16 protein-coding genes and 1 tRNA gene are annotated in these 22,225 nt (G+C 45.4%); 16 read left to right on the top strand and 1 reads right to left on the bottom strand.

All coding sequences use genetic code 11. The features are described 5' to 3' along the window. Together NSQ57_RS07380 and NSQ57_RS07385 are read left to right on the top strand one after the other, a co-directional pair. Complete coding sequence (locus NSQ57_RS07380; protein ID WP_010349245.1) at nt 1-960, top strand: ABC transporter permease; 960 nt, start codon at nt 1-3, stop codon at nt 958-960. 261 nt (nt 961-1,221) lie between these two features. Further along, nucleotides 1,222-1,569, top strand: a complete 348-nt coding sequence (locus NSQ57_RS07385) for a hypothetical protein (protein WP_023987757.1) — start codon at nt 1,222-1,224, stop codon at nt 1,567-1,569. A 34-nt stretch (nt 1,570-1,603) separates the two neighbouring features. On the opposite strand, the gene NSQ57_RS07390 is transcribed toward NSQ57_RS07385, so the two are convergent. Beyond that, complete coding sequence (locus NSQ57_RS07390) at nt 1,604-2,044, bottom strand: GNAT family N-acetyltransferase (protein ID WP_342425854.1); 441 nt, start codon at nt 2,042-2,044, stop codon at nt 1,604-1,606. A gap of 613 nt (nt 2,045-2,657) precedes the next feature. On the opposite strand from NSQ57_RS07390, the gene ilvB reads away from it, so the two are divergent. From ilvB to pheT, 14 genes are all read left to right on the top strand, one after another. Further along, nucleotides 2,658-4,403: a biosynthetic-type acetolactate synthase large subunit gene (gene ilvB / locus NSQ57_RS07395; protein WP_029516475.1), complete on the top strand. Its 1,746-nt coding sequence runs from the start codon at nt 2,658-2,660 to the stop codon at nt 4,401-4,403. Between the two features lies 1 nt (nt 4,404). Beyond that, complete coding sequence (gene ilvN, locus NSQ57_RS07400; RefSeq protein ID WP_023987760.1) at nt 4,405-4,890, top strand: acetolactate synthase small subunit; 486 nt, start codon at nt 4,405-4,407, stop codon at nt 4,888-4,890. 163 nt (nt 4,891-5,053) lie between these two features. Beyond that, nucleotides 5,054-6,046 (top strand): ketol-acid reductoisomerase, encoded by a 993-nt coding sequence (ilvC, locus tag NSQ57_RS07405; RefSeq protein WP_013309387.1) that lies wholly within the window; start codon nt 5,054-5,056, stop codon nt 6,044-6,046. A 124-nt stretch (nt 6,047-6,170) separates the two neighbouring features. Next, the gene (locus NSQ57_RS07410; RefSeq protein WP_342425855.1) at nt 6,171-7,712 is read left to right on the top strand and encodes a 2-isopropylmalate synthase; all 1,542 of its coding nucleotides are present in this window, start codon (nt 6,171-6,173) and stop codon (nt 7,710-7,712) included. 203 nt (nt 7,713-7,915) lie between these two features. Beyond that, the gene (gene leuB / locus NSQ57_RS07415) at nt 7,916-8,992 is read left to right on the top strand and encodes a 3-isopropylmalate dehydrogenase (protein WP_029516477.1); all 1,077 of its coding nucleotides are present in this window, start codon (nt 7,916-7,918) and stop codon (nt 8,990-8,992) included. Between the two features lie 334 nt (nt 8,993-9,326). After that, a complete protein-coding gene (locus tag NSQ57_RS07420) occupies nt 9,327-9,866 on the top strand; it encodes a peroxiredoxin (protein ID WP_023987763.1) in 540 nt (179 codons plus the stop codon). A 263-nt stretch (nt 9,867-10,129) separates the two neighbouring features. Next, nucleotides 10,130-10,546 carry a hypothetical protein gene (locus tag NSQ57_RS07425; protein ID WP_029516478.1) on the top strand — a complete coding sequence of 139 codons (417 nt, stop codon included), beginning with the start codon at nt 10,130-10,132 and terminating at the stop codon, nt 10,544-10,546. 337 nt (nt 10,547-10,883) lie between these two features. After that, nucleotides 10,884-11,987 (top strand): ATP-binding protein, encoded by a 1,104-nt coding sequence (locus NSQ57_RS07430; protein WP_039269745.1) that lies wholly within the window; start codon nt 10,884-10,886, stop codon nt 11,985-11,987. Between the two features lie 341 nt (nt 11,988-12,328). Continuing rightward, on the top strand, nt 12,329-14,470 hold the full coding sequence (locus NSQ57_RS07435; RefSeq protein WP_165145044.1) for an EAL domain-containing protein: 2,142 nt from the start codon (nt 12,329-12,331) through the stop codon (nt 14,468-14,470). 107 nt (nt 14,471-14,577) lie between these two features. Then, a tRNA-Gly gene (locus NSQ57_RS07440) sits at nt 14,578-14,648 on the top strand. Between the two features lie 269 nt (nt 14,649-14,917). Then, nucleotides 14,918-15,958: a pectate lyase gene (locus tag NSQ57_RS07445; RefSeq protein WP_342425856.1), complete on the top strand. Its 1,041-nt coding sequence runs from the start codon at nt 14,918-14,920 to the stop codon at nt 15,956-15,958. 365 nt (nt 15,959-16,323) lie between these two features. Beyond that, nucleotides 16,324-18,174: an ABC-F type ribosomal protection protein gene (gene abc-f, locus NSQ57_RS07450; protein WP_165145404.1), complete on the top strand. Its 1,851-nt coding sequence runs from the start codon at nt 16,324-16,326 to the stop codon at nt 18,172-18,174. A gap of 451 nt (nt 18,175-18,625) precedes the next feature. Then, nucleotides 18,626-19,657: a phenylalanine--tRNA ligase subunit alpha gene (gene pheS / locus NSQ57_RS07455; protein ID WP_273041806.1), complete on the top strand. Its 1,032-nt coding sequence runs from the start codon at nt 18,626-18,628 to the stop codon at nt 19,655-19,657. A 28-nt stretch (nt 19,658-19,685) separates the two neighbouring features. Further along, nucleotides 19,686-22,133, top strand: a complete 2,448-nt coding sequence (gene pheT, locus NSQ57_RS07460; protein WP_029516482.1) for a phenylalanine--tRNA ligase subunit beta — start codon at nt 19,686-19,688, stop codon at nt 22,131-22,133. Nucleotides 22,134-22,225 lie beyond the last annotated feature (92 nt).

Raw genomic sequence — 22,225 nt, forward strand, 5'->3', positions numbered from 1 at the left:
ATGAGTTGGTTAACACTTGGTGAATTAATCCATACAACGCTCGTTTTTGCGACGGCGATTATTTTTGCGTCTCTCGGCGGAGTTTTTTCAGAAAAATCCGGTGTGACGAACCTCGGGTTGGAAGGACTTATGGTATTTGGAGCGTTTGCAGCGGGTGTTGGCGGATTTTATGCCGAGCAAGCTGGACTAGGAGGCACCTCTGCGGCTTGGGTAGGTGTGCTGTCAGCTGCGGTGTTCGGTATTCTGGTTTCGCTAATTCATGCTGTAGCCTCTATTACCTTTAAAGCTGATCAGGTAATAAGTGGTATAGTTATTAATTTTCTGGCAGCAGGTAGTACGCTGTATATGGTCAAGCTTTTATTTGAGGGTGATGGTGACACTGGTCGGATTCAGGGTTTCAACGAAATATCCATCCCTTACCTTGTGGATATCCCGATTGCAGGAAAAGCCTTTTTTCAAGCTTACCCAACGACATATCTAGCCATTCTATTGGTTATTATTGGATATTTCACCTTGTATAAAACACCGTTTGGCTTGCGTTTGCGTTCCGTTGGGGAGCATCCAGGAGCGGCCGATACCGTGGGAATTAAAGTAAATCGTCTTCGTTATATTGGTGTGATGATTAGTGGGGCGTTGGCTGGGATTGGTGGAGCTACAATCACTCTGACTACAACCAACATGTTCTCACACAATACAGTTTCGGGGCAGGGATATATTGCTATTGCCGCTATGATTTTCGGTAAATGGAATCCGCTCGGTGCTTTTGGCGCAGCAGTGTTTTTTGGTTTTTCACAAGCCATTCGCAACTATGTGCAGCTGTTCGCATGGTCACAAAGTATTCCCCAGGAAATTATTTTTATGTTGCCGTATCTCCTGACGATTATTGTACTGGTAGCGGCTGTCGGACGTTCACGCGCTCCGGCCGCTTTGGGTCAACTTTATGATCCAAGCAAGCGTTAAACTTATAAACAACTGATGCTGTATGTTTTGCAAAATGTACATGGGTGTATAAAAAATCTGGTATCTGCATATGCAGGTATCAGATTTTTTTATATTGTGCAGGCATTTAAACATACGCTACTGGCATGAATGGAATAGACTGTGCTATGCAGATTGGACGGGACGCTCGGCCCCTGTCAGCTCCGGTCTATTTTGTGGTGGTGATGAGCTATCAAGGAGCCGTTCAATCTGTCCATCCGTTGAGAAGAAGGAGGAAATACGATGAAACAGGCAGTAACCAGAAAGCAGGTGGAGAAGCTTGTCGGCAAAGTCATCTTTGCTACTCGCAAGGATGGTTCCCAGGTCAGCGGCAAGCTGATTCGCATTTCGGGTAACCGACTGGTTCTTCAACCAAACCGCAAGAAAAAAGTAAACACGAAGGCAATTATTCCTCTGGTGCTGTTTGACTTGCTTGCCATCGGCACAGCTCCATACATTGGTGCCTATGGTGGGGGATATGGTGGCTACGGTCCGGGCTATGGAGGACCAGGATATGGTCCGCAGCCAGGCCCGTATACAGACGGGGGATACCCCGGGGTAGGATATCCGTATTACCCTAATTTATTTTAGTCATACAAAATCCTGAGCCCGAAAAAGATACTTTTTACAGTAACTTTTCGAGTTCGTGGCATCGGCTCAGAGCTACGTATCGCAGCATTTGATATTGATGACGCAGATAAAAGTGGATCCCCCTGATATTGTCTTCATCCACCATCACTTTAGCCCGCTTGCAGCGACGCAGTCGTCCGTAGTGTTCGGCATGCTCAAGCAGTTTTTTTCCGTATCGCATACTTTGATGAGCCGAAGAGATTGCGATCAAATCAATGTATAATAGTTCGCCATGCAGCATAACATGAATGAAGCCAACAACCTGTGCATTATCCGGTCTGCAAGCTACAAAAGTGATGCCCCGGTTTAAGCGCCGGGGTAATTCTTTGCGTATTTGCTCCATTTCTTGGGCACTTAAATGCGATAGGGGGACAAGCTCTTGCTCGATTAGACGAAAGATGATGTTGTCATCTAGAGAGCTGCGTTTTCGAATCATAAACGGGCCTCCTTTTCTACCCTTTTAACAAGATAAGACGTGGCTTTGGAGGAGTGTACTGTCTCACCGTGTGGTCTTTTTTATAATATGCGGGTACCTCTTACAAGCGTGCGACTCGGAGGTGCTTCAGAAAAGAAACATAAATTTTTATGAAATATGGGTATTGACTATCCCAGATGGGAGACATATAATGTGTCTAAACATTTGAAAGAATGACATGAACTCAACGGCAATGAAGAGGACGAAGTGATTAGGGCTCTTTTGTTCAGAGAGTGAGGCATTAGCTGCAAGCTTCACCAAAATCCCTTTTTAACGAGCTCACCTTGGAGCTGTTTTCCTGAAAAGTATTTGGGCCCGATGGTATTAACGGCGTACTAAATCACCTATTAGGGAAAATCGTACGGTCTACGTTACAGACGCCAGATATGGAGATCCTTTGTGATTTCTGTACCTGCCAAGGTTCGATATTGCGAAATATCGGGCAAACACGGGTGGTACCACGGAAGCTACAGCCTTTCGTCCCTCAGTAACAGCAAGTCTGTTCTAGGGATGAAAGGTTTTTTTGTTTTTACAAATGTCAGATGTATGTAAATTTTGTAAAGGAGGATGACCAATGAGTGCACAAATTCCTGAAGTTAGGTCAACCAATGAATTACGTGAAAAGTGGATGAAGCCTGAAGTGATTACAGGTTCGGAAATTTTACTCCGTAGCCTGTTGCTGGAGGGAGTAGATTGTGTCTTCGGATATCCTGGTGGTGCAGTGTTATATATCTATGATGCCATGTATGGCTTTAAGGATTTCAAGCATGTCCTCACTCGTCACGAACAAGGAGCTATTCATGCGGCAGATGGTTATGCACGGGCGAGCGGTAAAGTGGGCGTCTGTATTGCGACTTCCGGACCTGGAGCGACAAACCTGGTAACTGGTATTGCGACGGCTTTTATGGATTCGGTGCCGTTGGTGGTCATCACGGGTAACGTTGTATCTTCCCTGATCGGTACGGATGCTTTCCAGGAAGCCGATATTACGGGAATTACAATGCCGATTACGAAACATAGCTATCTGGTAAGAGATGTAGAGGATCTACCGCGAATCATCCATGAGGCATTTCATATTGCCAACACAGGGCGCAAGGGACCGGTACTGATTGATATTCCGAAGGATATTTCTGCAGCCCAGACGTTGTTTGTCCCACAAACGGAACCTGTGACCATGCGGGGTTATAACCCGAAAGTGTTGCCCAACAAAATTCAACTAGACAAGCTAACTCAAGCTATTTCCGAAGCAGAACGTCCATTCATTCTGGCAGGTGGAGGAGTTGTATACTCCGGTGGACATGAAGCACTTTACGAGTTTGTTCGTAAAACGGAAATTCCTATCACGACAACATTGCTCGGATTGGGTGGTTTCCCAAGTGGACATGAACTGTGGACGGGGATGCCGGGGATGCATGGAACATACACCTCCAATCAGGCGATTCAACAGTCAGATCTGTTGATCTGTATCGGAGCCCGCTTCGATGATCGGGTAACAGGCAAGTTGGATGGGTTTGCTCCTCAAGCTAAAATCGTCCACATTGATATCGATCCTGCTGAAATTGGAAAAAATGTTGCAGCGGATATTCCTATCGTGGGTGACGTGAAGGCAGTGCTGGAATTGCTGAATCAGGATGTGAAACGTGCGGACCTGGCAGATGCATGGAGAGCGCAAATTCAGCATTGGAAGAATGAGAAACCTTATTCTTATAAGGATTCTGAAACGGTGCTTAAACCACAATGGGTTGTTGAGTTGTTGGATGAAACGACCAAGGGTGGTGCAATCGTAACGACAGACGTGGGACAGCATCAAATGTGGGCAGCGCAGTATTACAAATTCAATCAGCCACGCTCATGGGTCACCTCTGGTGGACTCGGTACGATGGGATTTGGTTTCCCTTCTGCAATCGGTGCTCAAATGGCCAATCCCGACAGATTGGTAATATCGATTAACGGGGACGGCGGTATGCAGATGTGTTCGCAGGAATTAGCCATCTGTGCAATCAATAACATTCCGGTTAAAATCGTAATTATCAACAACCAGGTGCTTGGAATGGTTCGCCAATGGCAGGAATTGATCTATAACAATCGGTATAGTCACATTGACCTGGCGGGAAGTCCGGATTTTGTGAAACTTGCCGAAGCATACGGTGTCAAAGGGCTGCGTGCTACGAATAAGGAAGAGGCACGTCGGGCTTGGCAGGAGGCGCTTGATACACCCGGACCGGTCGTTGTCGAGTTTGTAGTCAGCAAGGAAGAGAACGTATATCCAATGGTGACGCAAGGTTCGACAATTGATCAAATGCTGATGGGGGACGAGTAAAATGACAACAAAAAATACCATTGCTGTACTGGTAAATGATCAACCCGGCGTTTTGCAACGTGTGTCCGGCCTGTTCGGTCGCCGCGGCTTTAACATTGAGAGCATAACTGTGGGGCAATCGGAAGAAGTTGGATTATCCCGTATGGTCATTGTGACTGTAGGGGATGAGAACAACCTAGAGCAGATTGAAAAGCAGCTTTACAAGCTGGTTGATGTGATCAAGGTCATCGATCTCAGTTCCAAACCAATGGTAGCCCGGGAATTGGCGATGATAAAGGTAAAGGCAGAACCGCCTCAACGGCCAGAGATTATGGGCGTGGTAGAAACATTCAGAGCAGCTGTAATTGATGTTGGAACGACGAGTTTGATTGTACAGGTCATTGGCGATACAGAAAAAATTGATGCCATGATCGAGTTGTTGAAGCCTTACGGTATTCGGGAGTTGACTCGAACCGGGGTTACAGCTATGATACGTGGCAATGCTTAATATGGAGCTTTAACGAATTACCGCTTATAGCGCATTACATCAATAAAGAACCGCCCGCATAAGAGCGGGGACTCGAAGAGATTTTTAGATGCTAATCACGAGGGAAAGTCTCTTGGAGTACCCGCTCATTATGAAGGGTCCAATTAAAAGGAGGAAATTAACCATGGCAGTTACAACGTACTACGAAAAGGATGCAGAACTCAGCGTATTGAAAGGAAAGACAGTGGCCGTTATCGGTTACGGTAGCCAAGGGCATGCTCAAGCACAAAACTTGCGTGACAGTGGTGTGAATGTTGTTATTGGTTTGCGTGAAGGCAAATCGGCTGATGTCGCAAGAAACGACGGTTTTGAAGTTCTGAACGTAGCTGATGCAACAAGCCGTGCAGATGTGGTTCAAATTTTGTTACCTGATGAAACTCAAGCTTCGGTGTACAAAAATGAAATTGAACCTAACCTGAAAAAAGGCGCAGCTCTTTTGTTCTCCCATGGTTTTAACGTTCATTTTGGACAAATCGTAGCTCCTAAAGATAGCGATGTATTGCTGGTTGCTCCAAAATCCCCAGGACATATGGTACGTCGTACTTATGTAGAAGGGTTTGGAGTACCGGGGCTGATCGCAATTGAGCAGGACGCAACGGGTCAGGCCAAAGAAATCGGACTTGCTTACGCAAAAGGCATTGGCTGTACACGTGCGGGCGTAATTGAAACCTCCTTCCGTGAAGAAACGGAGACGGATCTGTTCGGTGAGCAGGCGGTATTGTGTGGCGGCGTGAGCGCACTTGTAAAAGCGGGTTTTGAAACATTGACTGAAGCAGGTTATGCTCCTGAGATGGCATATTTTGAATGTTTGCATGAGCTTAAGCTGATCGTTGACTTGATGTATGAAGGTGGATTGGCAACGATGCGTGATTCCATCAGTAATACAGCGGAATATGGCGATTATGTAACTGGACCACGTGTGGTAACGGAAGATACGAAGAAAGCCATGAAGGATGTATTGACTGACATTCAACAAGGTAAATTTGCTCGTGACTTCATCCTTGAAAATCAATCTGGACGTGCATTCCTTACGGCAACTCGTCGTAATGAAGCTAACCATCCGATTGAAGTGGTGGGCGGACAACTGCGTGAAATGATGCATTGGATCAAAAAGTAATAATCTTTTGTACTATGAATTCGACTACATGCATTATTTATAAATGTTAATTACAATGCGGCCCTGCTTATTGCGTGAGCCGCATTGTAATTTAAGGGTCCTAATCCTGAGGAGGTGCGTTAGGTTGCGCAAAATATATATATTTGACACAACGTTGAGAGACGGAGAACAGTCACCTGGCGTGAACTTGAATACTCGTGAGAAAGTGGAGATCGCTCATCAGTTGGAGAAGCTGGGAATCGATCGTATGGAGGCTGGGTTCCCGGCTGCTTCTCCGGGTGATCTGGCGGCTGTTAATGCAGTGGCACAAGCTGTAAAAAATTCGACGGTGATTGGTCTTTCACGTGCAAGGGAACAGGATATTGATGCGGTTCGCGAGGCACTCAAGGGAGCTCAGGACCCGTGTATCCATATCTTTTTGGCAACCTCTCCTATTCACCGTCAGCATAAGCTGCGGATGGAGAAGGCACAGGTATTGGAAACTGCTCGTGCTGCCATACGCTATGGGTTGAAATATTTGCCTAAAGTGGAGTTTTCTTTGGAGGATGCAGGTCGTACAGAGCTTGATTTTGTGGTTGAAATGGTCACCATGGCTGTACAAGAAGGAGCTTCTGTCGTCAATATTCCAGACACGGTAGGTTACTTGACACCCTACGAGTATGGAAATATATTCAAACATATTAAGGAAAATGTAATCGATGTGGAGAAAATTCAATTGAGTGCACATTGCCACAATGACCTGGGAATGGCTACGGCTAATACACTTGCTGCCATCCTGAACGGCGCGGATCAAATCGAGGGAACCATTAACGGCATCGGTGAACGCGCTGGAAACACGGCCATTGAGGAAATCGCCATGGCACTGGAGACGAGACAGGAATTTTTCCAGGCCAAAACGTCTCTTCAATTGTCTGAAATTGCGCGCACGAGCCGTTTGGTTAGCCGTTTGACGGGAATGGTAGTGCCGGGCAACAAGGCGATTGTTGGAGCCAACGCTTTTGCGCACGAATCAGGTATTCATCAAGACGGTATGCTGAAAGAGAAAACGACTTATGAAATCATGACACCAGAAAGTATCGGTCTGAAAGAAAGCAAGCTGGTACTCGGTAAGCACTCAGGTCGTCATGCTTTCCGTGAGCGTTTGATCGAGTTGGGCTACGAATTGAACGAAGAAGATCTGAATCGCGCTTTTGGGCAGTTCAAGGATCTGGCTGATAAGAAGAAGGAAGTATCGGACGATGATATTTTGGCATTGTTAGAAGAAAAATTGGCCGATGCACCTGAAGTCTTCAAGCTGGAAACGATTTTTGTTACCTACGGGAACAAGGCTACGCCTTCCGCACAAGTGCGTCTGGTTAACGATGAAGATCAGGTTATTGAGACAGAAGCTGAAGGAAATGGTTCAGTCGATGCGATCTATAATGCGATTGATCAAGCCAGCGGTGAGAGCGTTGTACTTTCAGATTACTCCATCAAGTCTGTTACCCATGGTAAGGACGCTCTGGGTGAAGTCCATGTAGTCCTGACGCAAAACGAACTGTCTGTACAGGGACGCGGGGTAAGCACCGATATTCTGGAAGCAAGTGCTCGGGCTTACGTGGATGCGCTGAATGGTTTAATCGACAAGCGTAAAAACTACAGTAATCGCGTAGATTATAAATCTTAGTTTTTATGCAGACTTAAGAGTTGGGTTTACAGGATCGGGTTTTTTCGGTCCTGTTTTCTTTTTTTCTGATGAAAAAACCAGCTTATAGGCTGTGCCTATTGAATTGATAGATTCTATATCTTGGTCAAAGCCCTGCCATATATGTTACAAAGAAGGTATGAAAAATACAGTTGTATGGCTGTATAACAAGAGGAGTGTACGTGATGGCAGACGTTAAAAAGATTGCGGTAATAGCGGGAGATGGAATTGGACCTGAAGTGGTCGCAGAGGCAGAGAAAATTTTGAAACGTACGGAAGAAGTATTCGGCTTTTCATTTGAAACGGAGCATGCGCTGTTCGGCGGGATTGCCATTGATAAGAAGGGCACACCATTACCGGAAGAAACACTGGCAGTATGTCAGTCTGCAGATGCTGTTCTGCTGGGAGCGGTAGGAGGGCCACAATGGGACAACAATCCAAAAGAACTTCGTCCTGAAACCGGACTGCTGGGCATTCGCAAAGAGCTCGGTCTGTTTTCGAATCTTCGTCCGGCTGTCGTCTTTGACTGTCTCAAGGACGCGTCTACATTGAAACCGGAAGTGTTGGAAGGAACGGATCTGATCGTGGTGCGCGAACTGACGGGCGGCATTTATTTCGGCGAGAAGTTCAGACGAGAAAGTCCTCAGGGTGAGGAAGCAGTTGATACTTGCGCATATAATGTAACAGAAGTAGAGCGTATCGTGCGCCAATCTTTCGAAATTGCACAAAAACGTCGCAAAAAACTTGCATCGGTGGATAAGGCTAATGTACTGGAAACTTCCCGTTTATGGCGTGAAGTAGTGAACCGGGTTGCTGTAGACTACCCGGATGTCGAGCTGGAGCATGTATTGGTTGATAACTGCGCCATGCAATTGCTGCGTCGTCCATCTAGCTTCGACGTCATCGTGACGGAAAATATGTTTGGTGACATTCTCAGTGATGAAGCGGCTATGCTGACTGGATCCATCGGCATGCTCTCCTCCGCATCACTGGGAGAAGGCAGCTTCGGCCTATACGAGCCGGTACATGGCTCGGCGCCTGACATTGCAGGTCAAGGCCTGGCGAATCCCATTGCAACGATTTTGTCCGTTGCTTTGATGTTCCGTCTTACCTTCGGGTACGAGAAAGCAGCAGATGCCATTGAGAAAGCCGTAGCTGAGGTACTGGATGCAGGGCACCGTACGGCGGATATTGCGGTGGATAAATCTCAAGCAATCTCGACAACTCAAATGGGTGATCTGATCGCTGCAGCTATTCGCTAAAAGCTCCGTAAATGCACCCGTTCTGAAAAAAAGCTTCCTATTATATAGTAAGGTTATACAGTCTGGCTTTTTGGCAAATGTTTAGCACAGTAGCTCCTGAGCAATCAGGAGCTATTTGTATATTCAAAGGTTCAAAATGTGAATAAAATGTGAATAAAATGTGAATTTTTAAGCTAGTTTAAAATAATTATAAAAAAGTAATGGTTACAATATTGACTTTGATTTCAGCGAATGATAACATTTATCAAGTAAGTTGTTGTTTATTACAATACAGATGATTGAGGAAAGCACATGTGGTGTTTTTCTTACATATTTTAAAGGAGGATTTCATATTATGGCAGAAAGATTGGTAGGAAGACCCGCCCCTGATTTTGCATTGGAAACAGTGACTGGAGACGGTCAAGAATTTGGTTCGGTGAAGCTTTCCGATTACCGTGGCAAGTGGCTCGTATTTTTCTTCTATCCACTGGATTTCACTTTTGTGTGCCCTACGGAAATTACAGCATTGAGCGATGCTGCTGACCAATTCAAAGAGCTGGATACTGAAATTCTGGGTATCAGTGTAGACTCCGTGCACAGTCACAAAGCATGGATCAACACAGCTAAAGAAAACAACGGTCTAGGCAAACTGAACTTCCCATTGGCTTCTGACATCACGAAAAAAACAGCAAGCGATTATGGCGTTCTGATCGAAGAAGAAGGCGTTGCATTGCGCGGCTTGTTCATCATTGATCCAGAAGGCGAATTGAAATATCAAGTGGTTAACCACAACGATGTAGGTCGCAGTGTAGAAGAAACATTGCGTGTACTGCAAGCTTTGCAATCCGGTGGCTTGTGCCCAATGAACTGGAAACCAGGCGATCAAAATCTGTAATATAAGCTTCACAAGTTGAAATTAATTAAACAAACAAGCCCCCAACTAGCGGTTACTCTACCGTTATTGGGGGCTTGCTTGCCTGCTCTGTGCAGCGGAAAATGTGAGGACAGCCTGTTTAATGAGGCAACGCAGAGTGAGGTAACAAATAATTATGGAAATGTTGTTGTGTTCTGGAGGAATTTTGCCTGACGAAAGCGAATAAGGTATTGTAGAAGATAAACAAGGCAGAACAGGTTTTGTTCAGAGGAGGCTGAGCCCGGATGAGTTATTGCTGTGGAGCAAGCATGGTAGGAACCAAGGGAACGCTGAAGCATTACCGCACCCAAGTTCATAATGTTCCTTTGCTGTTTTGCCCGGTATGTCGTCGCATTGAAGTTCATTATAAAGTCGAAAATGAGTATGAAATTTTGGCTGAATATGCACATGGAGATGGGGCAAGCGAGATTGATTTTCAGGATTATGTCATGGAAGACGATGATACGATATTTGAAAATTGTGTGAATCGTGAAAGTGAAGATGCGTTTGAAATTGTGAAGCGTCAAATTGACATATCCCTGGATTTATTGATGGTAGCCAAACAGATGAATGATGAAAAATGGCAGGGAGAGCTTAAGAGAAGACTGGCCGTTATGAGCCAAAGACGATCCCGGCTTCAACATAATAAGAGCGGCAGTTGACATCCTACACACCAAAGAAGCTCTCAATTCTGGAGAGCTTCTTTGGTGTGTAGGGCGCTTGTTCCTAACTTCATTTTTCATTTTGGTAATGTTGCGCAGATATTATGACGAAAGAAAACAGGATAAAAATTTGGATTCGACACTTTTTCCGATTGACTGCGATCCTTAATCTTGTCTATCATAAAATAAGACTGGAATTGGAAAGAGATGGTCGGATTTCTGTGTAACTGTTTTCTACACCATTGAAGGGTAGTCGATAGATGCCTTTCTTTTCTTCAAGATTATTACGCGTCCGATATGGCCAGTTTGTCATTCCGAAACAAGGGGGAAGCCTGGCATGATCAGTGAATTCCAAGAAGCCTTGCTTGATACCGTGGGAGCTTGTCCTTCCACACAGATCGCCAATAACAAGTATGAAAATGTGCTGGAGAACCTGGATAGTGGTATCATGCTGTTTGACAGTGACGGGGTACTGACCTTTATTAACGTGCAAATGGCGAAATTGCTGGAGCTACCACGGAGTTCGCTAGCAGGTCGCAATTTGATGCAAATTTTGCATCATCCTGAGTTAAGCCGGTTTAAGAAGAAGAAAATCATGCGGATTTATAAAGAAACTATCTTTCATAGAAAGCGCTATCATGAGTTAATTGATGAGTATGGTCGGCATTGGTTGATAACAGTAACCTATGGTGATCAGATGGATGGCGATTTTTTGTTTAGCGTCAAGGATGTGTCGGATTATAAGCAGATTGAGCAGACAGCATATCAAAACGATAAGCTGGCGATGCTGGGACGCATCTCGGCCTCTATTGCTCATGAAATTCGTAACCCGCTTACCGCAATCCGGGGCTTTATTCAATTGCTTCGACCGCATTTGGTGGAGTTGGGCAGGGATGAGTATGCCCGCATTATATTAACAGAAATTGATCGTGCGAACGACATTATTTATGAGTTCTTAAATTCGTCCAAGCCTTCGGCTCCGCAAAAAACGGCTGTATCTGTGATGGGGCTGCTGAAAGAAGTAGTGATGCTGACAGAAAGCGAAGCATTGATGAAGGGTTGCCAGATTGCATTGGACGAAAATGATGAGCTCATGAAGGTTTCCATTGATGTGAAGCAGATTAAGCAGGTTATCCTCAATATGATTAAAAATGCAATGGATGCCATTGAAAGCATGGGTGGGGAACGAGAGGGCTGCATCGATATTCATACAGTGCTTGAGGGCAATTATGTCCACATTTGTATTGAAGATAACGGATTAGGTATGGATCACAATACATTGACGCGTTTATTTGATCCTTTTTTTACAACAAAAGAAAGTGGAACCGGATTGGGATTGGCTGTGAGCTATCGAATTATCAAAAATCACGGAGGTTTCATACATGTAGACAGTAAACATGGAAGTGGCACACAATTCAAAATCACGCTTCCTGTAGTTTAATATAGAGAGGTTTTCGCAGAGGGGTCCTGTACATACTATTTCTTTTATGTTGTGCAGCGTTGGGGTATAGGTATCACCTTTTTGGAAAAGGTTATCTGAAGCGCATAATCTGACAAGATGATGCGCTTTTTTGGTGCTGTAAGCTCGGTTATTTGCGTAAATGCGAAAATGAATTCATGAATTTAAGACAAAAAAATGATTCACCTTTCACAGATTAAATGCTATTATATACCAGAATACAACATTATTTTTGATACTATAGACTTAAACAACGGCTTCCAAAGCTGTCAAACGTCTTAGATGATCGGAATCTCCGATATGCAGGGGGCTGAAGAGGCTGAATGAGTATACGGCTGGAAGTAAAAAAAACGATAGGTATCGGCATTGCTGCGATAGTTTTGTTTGTCTTGGTTCAGTTATTTCACGTAACTTTGAATAAGATATACTCCCATAATGTTTTTTTCTTGTTATATCCGATCATAGGGTTTGCCTGTGCTGCGATTTGTTTTTCTATTTTTTATCAATCCTGGTCCGTTTTACTGGAACAGTTATCCTTGCAGAGACTTCTTATTGCCCCGACGTTTTTGGTGGCTGGTCTGCTTTACCTTGTTCATATTGTTTCGTTTAGTTTCGTAAGCCTGACGGACTTTGCTTTGTCTCCGGGCATTTCGTTATGGCTGCTGTTTGTAAATCGTGCCTTTACTTCTGTCTTGCTCTTATGTGTTTGTTTCCTCCCGTTTAGCAAGACGAAGTCTGAATACAAGACAGTGGCTTTGTGGGCAGGGATAGGCTGCACTTTGCTGATTCTAGGAGTTATTAAGATATTTGGTGCAGGCTTACCGGATCTACGTATACGATACGAAATAGGCAACCTGGGCTGGACGTTAAATCTGGCTGTCATGTTACTACTTGTGTTCACTTTTATTTTCGGGGTGCGAAAATATCGGAAAGTCCGCCCGGCGGAGTTGGGCATGTTGCTTATGGTTCGTGGAATTGGACTGTGTGTTGTGAGTCAGTTGTTCTATTTATTTTCTGAGCAAATGAGCGATATTAATCACCTATTGGGACTTTTGACCAACGCGATAGCATTCTATAACATGTTGAGCGGGCTGGTCCGGTTGATGGTTCTGGTTCCTTATCGTGAAAAGCAGGCAGCCGAATCTGAGTTTAATCACATTGCTTATAATGATGATATAACAGGACTCCCCAATCGTCGTCGCCTTTCCCAACGTTTAGATAAAATATTGCGCAAATCATTGAAATCGGATGAGACAGTAGCACTTTTAGTTCTAAATATTGATCGTTTCAAGGCGATTAATGATTCGCTTGGACATATGGCAGGAAATTATTTGCTGTATGCAGTAGGCGAACGCTTGGGGCATTTTAGCCATGAAGGGGAAGCTGTCTTTAGCATGGGCGGAGATGAATTTGCCTTTCTTCTAACGGGATACGAAGATACAGATGCTATGAGAAGTCGTATTGATGATATGGTGAAGCTGTTCGATCTGCCTTTCGATATTGATGGTGAGTCTTATCATGTGACGGTGAGCGTTGGTATAGCTTTGTACCCGTTGGATGCGAATCAGAGTGAACAGCTTATTCAGCAGGCGGATACGGCTGTACATAGTGCTAAAGAGCAGGGAGTGAATTTTCAGCGGTATGCTAGTTCGATGCAGATGCGAGCGCATGAAAGACTCCAGCTGGAAAATGATCTGCGGCGAGCGCTTGAAAATGAGGAATTTTCATTGGTGTATCAACCTCGTGTCCACCTGCAAAGTGGCGAGCTAACGAGTTTGGAGGCGCTGGTGCGTTGGAATCATCCTCATCGTGGGATGGTGATGCCAGGCGATTTTATTCCGGTGGCTGAAGAAAGTGGTTTAATTGTGCCCTTGGGGGAATGGGTGTTACGGGAGGCCTGTCTGCAAAATAAGCATTGGCAGGAGCTTGGGTACCCACCAATCCCGATTTCGGTCAATTTATCCATGCGCCAATTTCAGCAAAAAAAGCTGGTGGATGTAATTCGGGGCATTTTGACCTATACGGAACTTGAAGCACGCTATCTAGAGCTGGAGATTACCGAGAGTATGACCTTTGATAAGGATCGAGCCTTTGAACAGTTAAAAAAAATAAAGGCTATTGGTGTCGCAATCAGTATTGATGATTTTGGAACTGGCTATAGCTCATTGCATTATTTGAAGAATCTCCCGATTGATCGTCTAAAAATTGATCGTTCCTTTGTAAATGAGGTACTGGTCGACAGCAAAAATGCAGCAATTGTATCTACTATTGCCTCCATGGCTCACCATTTGAAGCTGAAGGTTACGGCTGAAGGGGTAGAAAATGAGGAGCAGCTTCATTTTTTGCAGGCACAAGATTGTCATGAGGGTCAGGGGTATTATTTTAGTCGCCCCATTCCGGCAGAAATCTTTGAAAAATTGTTTTTACGTGAACCTATGAATTGGCTGGCTCAGGATAGTATGTAGTATGCTTGCATTTTGCTGAAAGGTAAGTTATACTAAATAACATCCTGATTCAGCTGGTTGACGATAGGTTAAGCGTGCCATACATAAGAATCGAGATATTATAAAATGCGGGTGTAGTTCAATGGTAGAACTTCAGCCTTCCAAGCTGATAGCGTGGGTTCGATTCCCATCACCCGCTTACTATTTTAAGAAGTTCGAAACCCTTGTGACGCAAGGGTTTTTGTTTTGTTTGGAGTAGATAAATACATTATAGCCGGGGTGCCAATGGGGTATCACGGCTTTTTGCGTTCTTACGAACTATTTTTACATTGCCACACAAAATAAAATATAAAACATTTAGCTTATATGCTATAAATAAACAGATAAAAAGAACTATTTACCATTTACTAAAAAATAAGTATAGTCGCATTGTTGGGATTTAACTTAAAAAAGGATGGTGTAGCTGCAATGAGGAAAATTTCTTTTCTGTTTTTAGCATTAACTTTGGTGCTGCTTACTTTCCCTGCAAGTTCTACGTTCGCCGCTGCTGATTTTCCGAATACGTCGACGAATGGAATGACTGGTTTTGCCGGACAGGCTAAAAGTGAAAATGGAGCTACTAAGCCTGCCACAACAGGGGGAAAAGGCGGTCAGATTATCTATATCAATAATCTAAACGATTTGAAAAACCAGTTAGGGGATTCAACTCCTAAAATTCTGGTCATCGAAAAAAATATCTCTGCCTCCTCTAAAACCGTGGTCAACATTGGTACTAACAAATCGCTCATTGGTTCTTATGCGCAAAACAAACTGGTTAACATTCATTTGAAAACAACAAATAATTCGGGAAATGTGATCTTTCAAAATTTAACTTTTGAGCACAGTGCCAACATTAACGGTAACGATGACATCCAACTTTATCTTACTGCGGGCATAAATTATTGGATTGATCATGTTACGTTTGCAGGTCACAGTTATAATGCAAATGGCTCGGATCTGGACAAACTTTTGTACATAGGCCAATCGGCTGATTATGTAACCATTAGTAACTCCAAATTTGCTAATCATAAATATGGTCTCATTTTGGGATATCCTGATGATGGCAATAAAAATTATGATGGCATGCCCCATATCACGATCGCTAATAATTATTTTGAAAACTTACTTGTACGTGGTCCAGGACTCATGAGATATGGATATTTCCATGTTAAAAATAATTATATTAATAATTTTCAGCTTGCTTATACCATTGCTACGAATGCAAGAATCTATTCTGAGTACAACTACTTTGGAAAAGGTAGTGAAAAGGGCGGTATTCTTGATGATAAAGGCAATGGCGAGTTTAAAGATGTAGGGAGTTTTCCCACCATCAACAATCAAAAATCGCGTGTAACCAACTGGAATCCAAGCAAGAACTATAGCTATCAAGTTCAGACTCCTGAATATACTAAAGAGTTTGTAACGAAATATGCAGGCTCGTCGAATACAACTTTGGTATTTGGAAAATAACGAGGGTTATTTGCAAATGTGTTGTGATCTGCTATACTAACCGCAAGTAATTATCCCATGAAAAGGAAGGTAACCATACGTCCGATGAAGTAAGCACACTGATTTTCCCACTTAACTGCACAGTTACTGGCAGGCGGCTGTAAGCTGCAACGGGAGAAGTGTGTCTGAAAATGAATGTAGGGACGTATGCGTTTATTCCGGAACGGGATTTGGCTTATTCGTTTACGGTGTTATTTTTCATAAGCGTATGTTCTGAAACGATTCATAACAGTCATTCTATATTCCTTGTATGCAAGCCGCAGCCTTCTGCGGCTTTTTTTATTGCTTCCGGGGTCAAAAAACCGGGCTGGGAAAGGATGATCGGTATGAGAACGATTTTGCGTATTCGCAATGTAGTAAAGGATTGGAACGGGACATCTTTATTTGAGAATGTGTCGTTGGATGTGATGGAAGGAGAACGGCTCGCACTGTTTGGAAGAAATGGAGCAGGTAAAACGACGTTATTGCGAATATTGCTGGGAGATGAAGTGCCAACCTCTGGTCAAGTAGAGCATGATTTGCCACTGGAAGAGCGGGGCTGGCTGAAGCAGCAGGATACGGTGGATTGGTCTCGAACCGCACTGGAGGCCGCACAGCAGGCCAGCCCTCGGCATTGGCTCCTCAAGCAAGCGTTGGGACAGCTGGAAGCTGACCTAGCCGATGCTGGGAAGGATATGGAGCATCATCTGGAGCGTTACGGCGAGCTGATGGATGAATACGAACACCTGCAAGGCTTTGCCTGGGAGTCTGAGGTGGAAAAGGCGCTCACTCGAATGGGAATGCCTGTCCAGACGTGGTCCATTGCTTATGGTGACCTGAGTGGCGGACAGAAGACGAGAGTGCGATTGGCCGGACTCATGGTCAGGCAGCCAAAGCTGCTGGTGTTGGATGAGCCGACCAACCATTTGGATGCCGAAAGCTTGCTTTGGCTGGAGCAGTGGCTGTCTACGTATCCGGGAACGCTGCTGTTTGTATCGCATGACAGAGCCTTTTTGGATCGAGTGGCTACGAGTATAGTTGAGCTTGCATCGACAGGTATTGGACGCTATAAAGGCGGCTATAAGGAATATAAAGCGCAAAAGGAGCGGGAACTGCGAGAGCAGGAAGCCAGCTATCGAAAGCAGGAGCTGGCGAAACAGGCACTGGAGGAAACGATTCGAAATTACAGGGAATGGTTTCACCAGGCACATCGTAGCGCATCCAAAGTCGAAGTGGCTATTACACAGAGCTTCTATAAGGCCAAGGCTAAAAAAAATATCTCCCGTTATCATGCGAAAGAAAAAGAACTGGAGCGACTGGAGGCTAACAGGGTAGAACAACCACGTGAAGCTCCGTCTTTGCACATGAAATTAAGTGACAGCGGGTTTCAGGCAAAATATTTGCTGCGTGCTGAGCAGGTTGACTTTAGCTACGACGACCGTATCATTGTGAAAAATCTAAATCTGATCGTTGCACGTGGAGACCGTCTGGCTGTTCGGGGGCCCAATGGAATTGGTAAAACCACACTGCTTCGGTTATTAACAGGTCAACTGGAGCCGCAGACAGGAAAAATCACAGCCAACCCACAGTTGAACATCGGATATTTTTCACAGGAGCTGGAGCAGCTCCCAGAGGATCAAACGTTGCTGGACAGTCTGCTTGCGCTTCCGACGATGACGCAAACAGAAGCGAGAACAGTGTTGGGCTGCTTTCTTTTTGCGAAAGAGGACGTGTTTAAAAGGATCGGGACACTTAGTATGGGAGAAAAATGCAGGGTAGCTTTTCTGCGTCTGTACTTTAGTGGAGCCAATCTGCTGGTGCTGGATGAACCGACGAATTATTTTGACATTGAAACCCGTGAAATTGTAGAGGATTCTTTGCGTAACTATGATGGAGCACTGGTGCTCGTCTCACATGATCGGGAGCTGGTGAGGAGCACGGCAACTCGGTTACTCGATATGAAGCCGGGGGGCAGATATGAAATCTATGAGGGGACAGCCGACGAAAAGCAAGAAGATGAACGGAGCCGTCAACGGGAGCCAGAAGACCAGGAGCGGCGTGAGGAACGCCTTCGATTACAATTGCGTCTTACAGAGTTGATGGGAATGACAGGCACGAATGACGAAAATGAAAAGTTGTTGAGCGAAATCAGGCGCATTCGTGCAAATCTGGAGCGGTTGGATGATCTCGATATCTAAAGGGTTGAAACGTATGCCCTGCTTGCCAAAGCGCGGTAGTTTGCATATAATAATGAACAATAGTTCGAATTTTTGAAAATGTCTTGATGGAGAAGAGTAGACAGTGTCCGATTGAACAGGGAGGAAGCGTCGTAGGATTGAGAGCGTTTCTGCAAATACTGGGCTGTTGAAGTTCGCTCCGGAGCAGTTCCTTGAACCTCAGGCGCCATGTGAATGGCGAATGTGCAAGTAGGGGATACCGGTTCACGACCGTTATAACGTGCAGAGCGAGACGATGATGCATAGCATGAACAATCACCTGTAACTATGTTGCCGTAAGGCAAAACGCCGGGTGAGCTAAGCTTATTGTCTAACGAGGGTGGTACCACGGTCTTTTCGTCCCTTACCGGGAGGAAAGACCTTTTTTTGTTGTCTGAAAAGCTGGATATGAAGAAAGGGGACTGAACAGGCGATGAGCGAAACCATCCAAATGAAGGAACATTTGCTGGCCTTGAAGGAAGAAGCACTGGAAGTATTGGAGAAGGTGGCAACACCTAAGGAGCTGGCTGATCTACGGGTCAAATACTCGGGAAAGAAGGGCGCATTGACTGAAATTTTGCGCGGTATGGGCAAGCTGAGCGCGGAAGAGCGTCCGGTTGTTGGACAGGTAGCCAATGAGGTGCGGGAGGCGATTGAAGAAGTCGTTAACCGTAAGCAAGACGAGTTCACGAAAGCGGAAACGAATGAGCGTCTGCAAGCGGAAAAGATCGATGTTACGCTACCTGGACGCACACTGCCGCAAGGCGGACTGCACCCACTCAACAAAGTGATTGAGCAAATCGAGGATATTTTTACAGGCATGGGATATCGAGTGGCTGAGGGTCCACAGGCTGAGACGGATTATTATAACTTCGAAGCATTGAACCTGCCTAAAAATCACCCCGCACGCGATATGCAGGATTCATTTTACCTGACTGAGGATCTGTTGATGCGTACCCATACGTCACCAGTTCAGATTCGCGCGATGGAAGCGATGAAGGGCGAAACACCTATTAAGGTTATCTGTCCAGGTACGGTTTTCCGACGTGATGATGACGATGCAACACATTCTTTTCAATTCCACCAGATTGAAGGGCTTGTCATTGGAAAAGACATTCGCATGAGTGATTTGAAAGGAACCTTACTTCAATTTGCACGCGAAATGTTCGGAGAATCGACCGAAATCCGTTTGCGCCCAAGCTTCTTTCCGTTCACAGAGCCGAGTGCTGAAGTAGACGTAACTTTTGTGAAGAAAAATGGCGAACGCGTGTGGATTGAAATTTTGGGCTGTGGCATGGTCCATCCGAAAGTGCTAGAGATGGGCGGTTTTGATCCCGAGGTGTACAGCGGCTTTGCATTCGGTATGGGTGTAGAGCGGATTGCTATATTGAAATACGGTATCGATGATATTCGTCATTTTTATAACAGTGACCTGTCGTTCCTGAAACAGTTTGCGCGTCAATAAACAACTATATCAAGGGAAGTGAACCCATATGAAAGTATCATTCGAGTGGCTGTCCGAGTATGTATCGCTGGATCAGGTAAGCGCGGAGGATCTGGCAGAGAAAATCACCCGTTCGGGCATAGAAATTGATGAGGTCGAGCAGCGCAATCAAGGGATTACTGGCGTCGTTGTCGGCTATGTTAAAAGCAAGGAAAAGCATCCTGATGCTGATAAGCTGAATGTATGTATTGTCGATGCAGGTCAGGAGGAAGATCTGCAAATCGTGTGCGGTGCCAAAAACGTGGATGCAGGTCAAAAGGTTCCTGTTGCAGTTGTAGGTGCCAAGTTGCCGGGAGATTTCCACATTAAAAAGGCCAAGCTACGTGGTGTTGTATCCATGGGTATGATCTGCTCGGCCAAAGAACTGGGCATGAATGACAAGCTGCTTCCAAAGGAATTGCAAGAAGGTATTTTGGTGCTGCCTGAGGATGCTGAAATTGGTATGCCAATTACGAAGCTGCTGGCGCTGGATGATCAGGTGCTGGATTTTGATCTGACACCCAATCGTTCGGATTGCCTGAGCATGCACGGAGCAGCATATGAAGTGAGTGCGATTCTGGGACGTGATATTTCGCTGGCTGATCCGGCTAAGGATCTGGTGGAAATTAGCGATGCAGCGGCAGATCATCTGTCTGTGAAGGTAGATACTCCTGAACTGTGTACGCACTACGCGGCCCGTTATATTACAGGTGTAAAAGTGGGGGCTTCCCCATTATGGATTCAAAACCGTCTGATGGCGGCAGGTGTTCGTCCGATCAACAACATCGTAGATATTACGAACTACGTCATGCTGGAATACGGTCAGCCGTTGCATGCTTTTGATGCGGATAAGCTGGAAAATGGAAATATTGAAGTTCGACTCGCTCGTGCAGGCGAAACATTGATTACACTTGATGATCAGGAGCGTAAGCTGGAGCCGCATATGCTGCTGATTACAGACGGTGTGAAACCAATAGCATTGGCAGGCGTGATGGGTGGAGCCAACTCCGAGGTTACGGATGCGACGGTCAGCATTGCGCTGGAATCTGCGAAGTTTGACGGCGGTACAGTTCGCAAAACGTCTCGTCAACTTGGACTGCGTTCAGAAGCAAGTCTGCGTTTTGAAAAAGAGGTTGATCCAGGCGCTGTTGTGCCTGCTGTGAATCGTGCAGCTGCGCTGATTCAGCGTTATGCAGGAGGCACTGTACACCAGGGCATCGTAGAATCTGCGTCTGCAAAAGCTGAAAACCGCATTATCAAGCTGTCGCTAGATAAAATAAACCGATATTTGGGAACCGAACTGTCGCTGCTTGAGGTGAAAACGATTTTCGGTAGACTTCATTTCGGATGTGGCGACGCAGAGCAAGGGGTACTGGAAGTTCAAGTTCCTACACGCCGTGGAGATATCACCATTGACGTGGACTTAATCGAAGAGGTTGCTCGTCTGTATGGTTACGACAATATCCCGACCACGCCGATTGAAGGTCCTACAACTCCGGGAGCTTTGACAGCATCACAATCATTGCGCCGCTCCCTGCGCAGATTGCTGGCTCATGGTGGCTGGCAGGAGACGATCAGCTACTCTTTTGTACATCCGCAAAGTACGGGGTTATTTAATGCCCTGACAGAAGGCAGCCATCCGGTACGTTTGGCTATGCCTATGAGCGAAGACCGTAGTGTTTTGCGTACGAGTATCATTCCGCAGATGCTGGATACAGCGGTGTATAACATGAACCGGAAGCAAGACAATCTGGCGATTTTCGAGATGGGAACAGTATTTTATACAGAGGAACAAACATTAACCCGCCAGCCGCAGGAAATTCAAGTGCTGAGTCTGTTGTTGACTGGGGTACGCCGTGAAAAACAATGGAATATTGGTGCTGAAAAGGTTGATTTCTTTGATATTAAAGGCGCGCTTGAAACGGTGTTTGACTATTTCGGATTGAGTGCCAGCATTCGTTATGTCGCTGACCAACCGCAAAGCTACCACCCGGGCCGTTCCGCTTCGGTATGGCTGGATGTGAATGGAAGCTCTCAACGGATCGGTACCCTTGGGCAGATTCATCCGGAGCTCCAACAATCTTATGGGCTGAACGATACGTATGTTGCAGAAATTGCGTTGCAACAGGTCATTGAACACGCAAACTCTCATATTCAGTTCAGAGAGCTGGCTCGCTTCCCATCCGTGGAACGTGACATTGCCCTCGTGGTCAATAAAGACGTTGAGGCAGGCGAACTGCTTCGTGTTATTCACGCTGCAGGCGGAGAGCTGTTGCAGGATGCACGAGTGTTTGATGTATTTACAGGCAGTAAGCTTGGTGAAGATAAGAAGAGCGTAGCTATCTCTCTGACCTATCGTCACTGGGAACATACGTTGACGGATGAAGAGATCAATGCGGCGCATACTCCTGTCGTTACGTCTCTGGAACAAACTTTTGGAGCGGAATTGAGAAAGTAGCAGGAAATGCGGGAAGCCGTATCGAATCTTAGTGACAGAGGTTCGATACGGTTTTTTGGCCTATCATCATAGAAGCTCTCTTACTCTGATAA

Origin of the sequence: Paenibacillus sp. FSL L8-0502 (genome assembly GCF_038593055.1) — a bacterium.
Taxonomy (GTDB): domain Bacteria; phylum Bacillota; class Bacilli; order Paenibacillales; family Paenibacillaceae; genus Paenibacillus; species Paenibacillus polymyxa_D.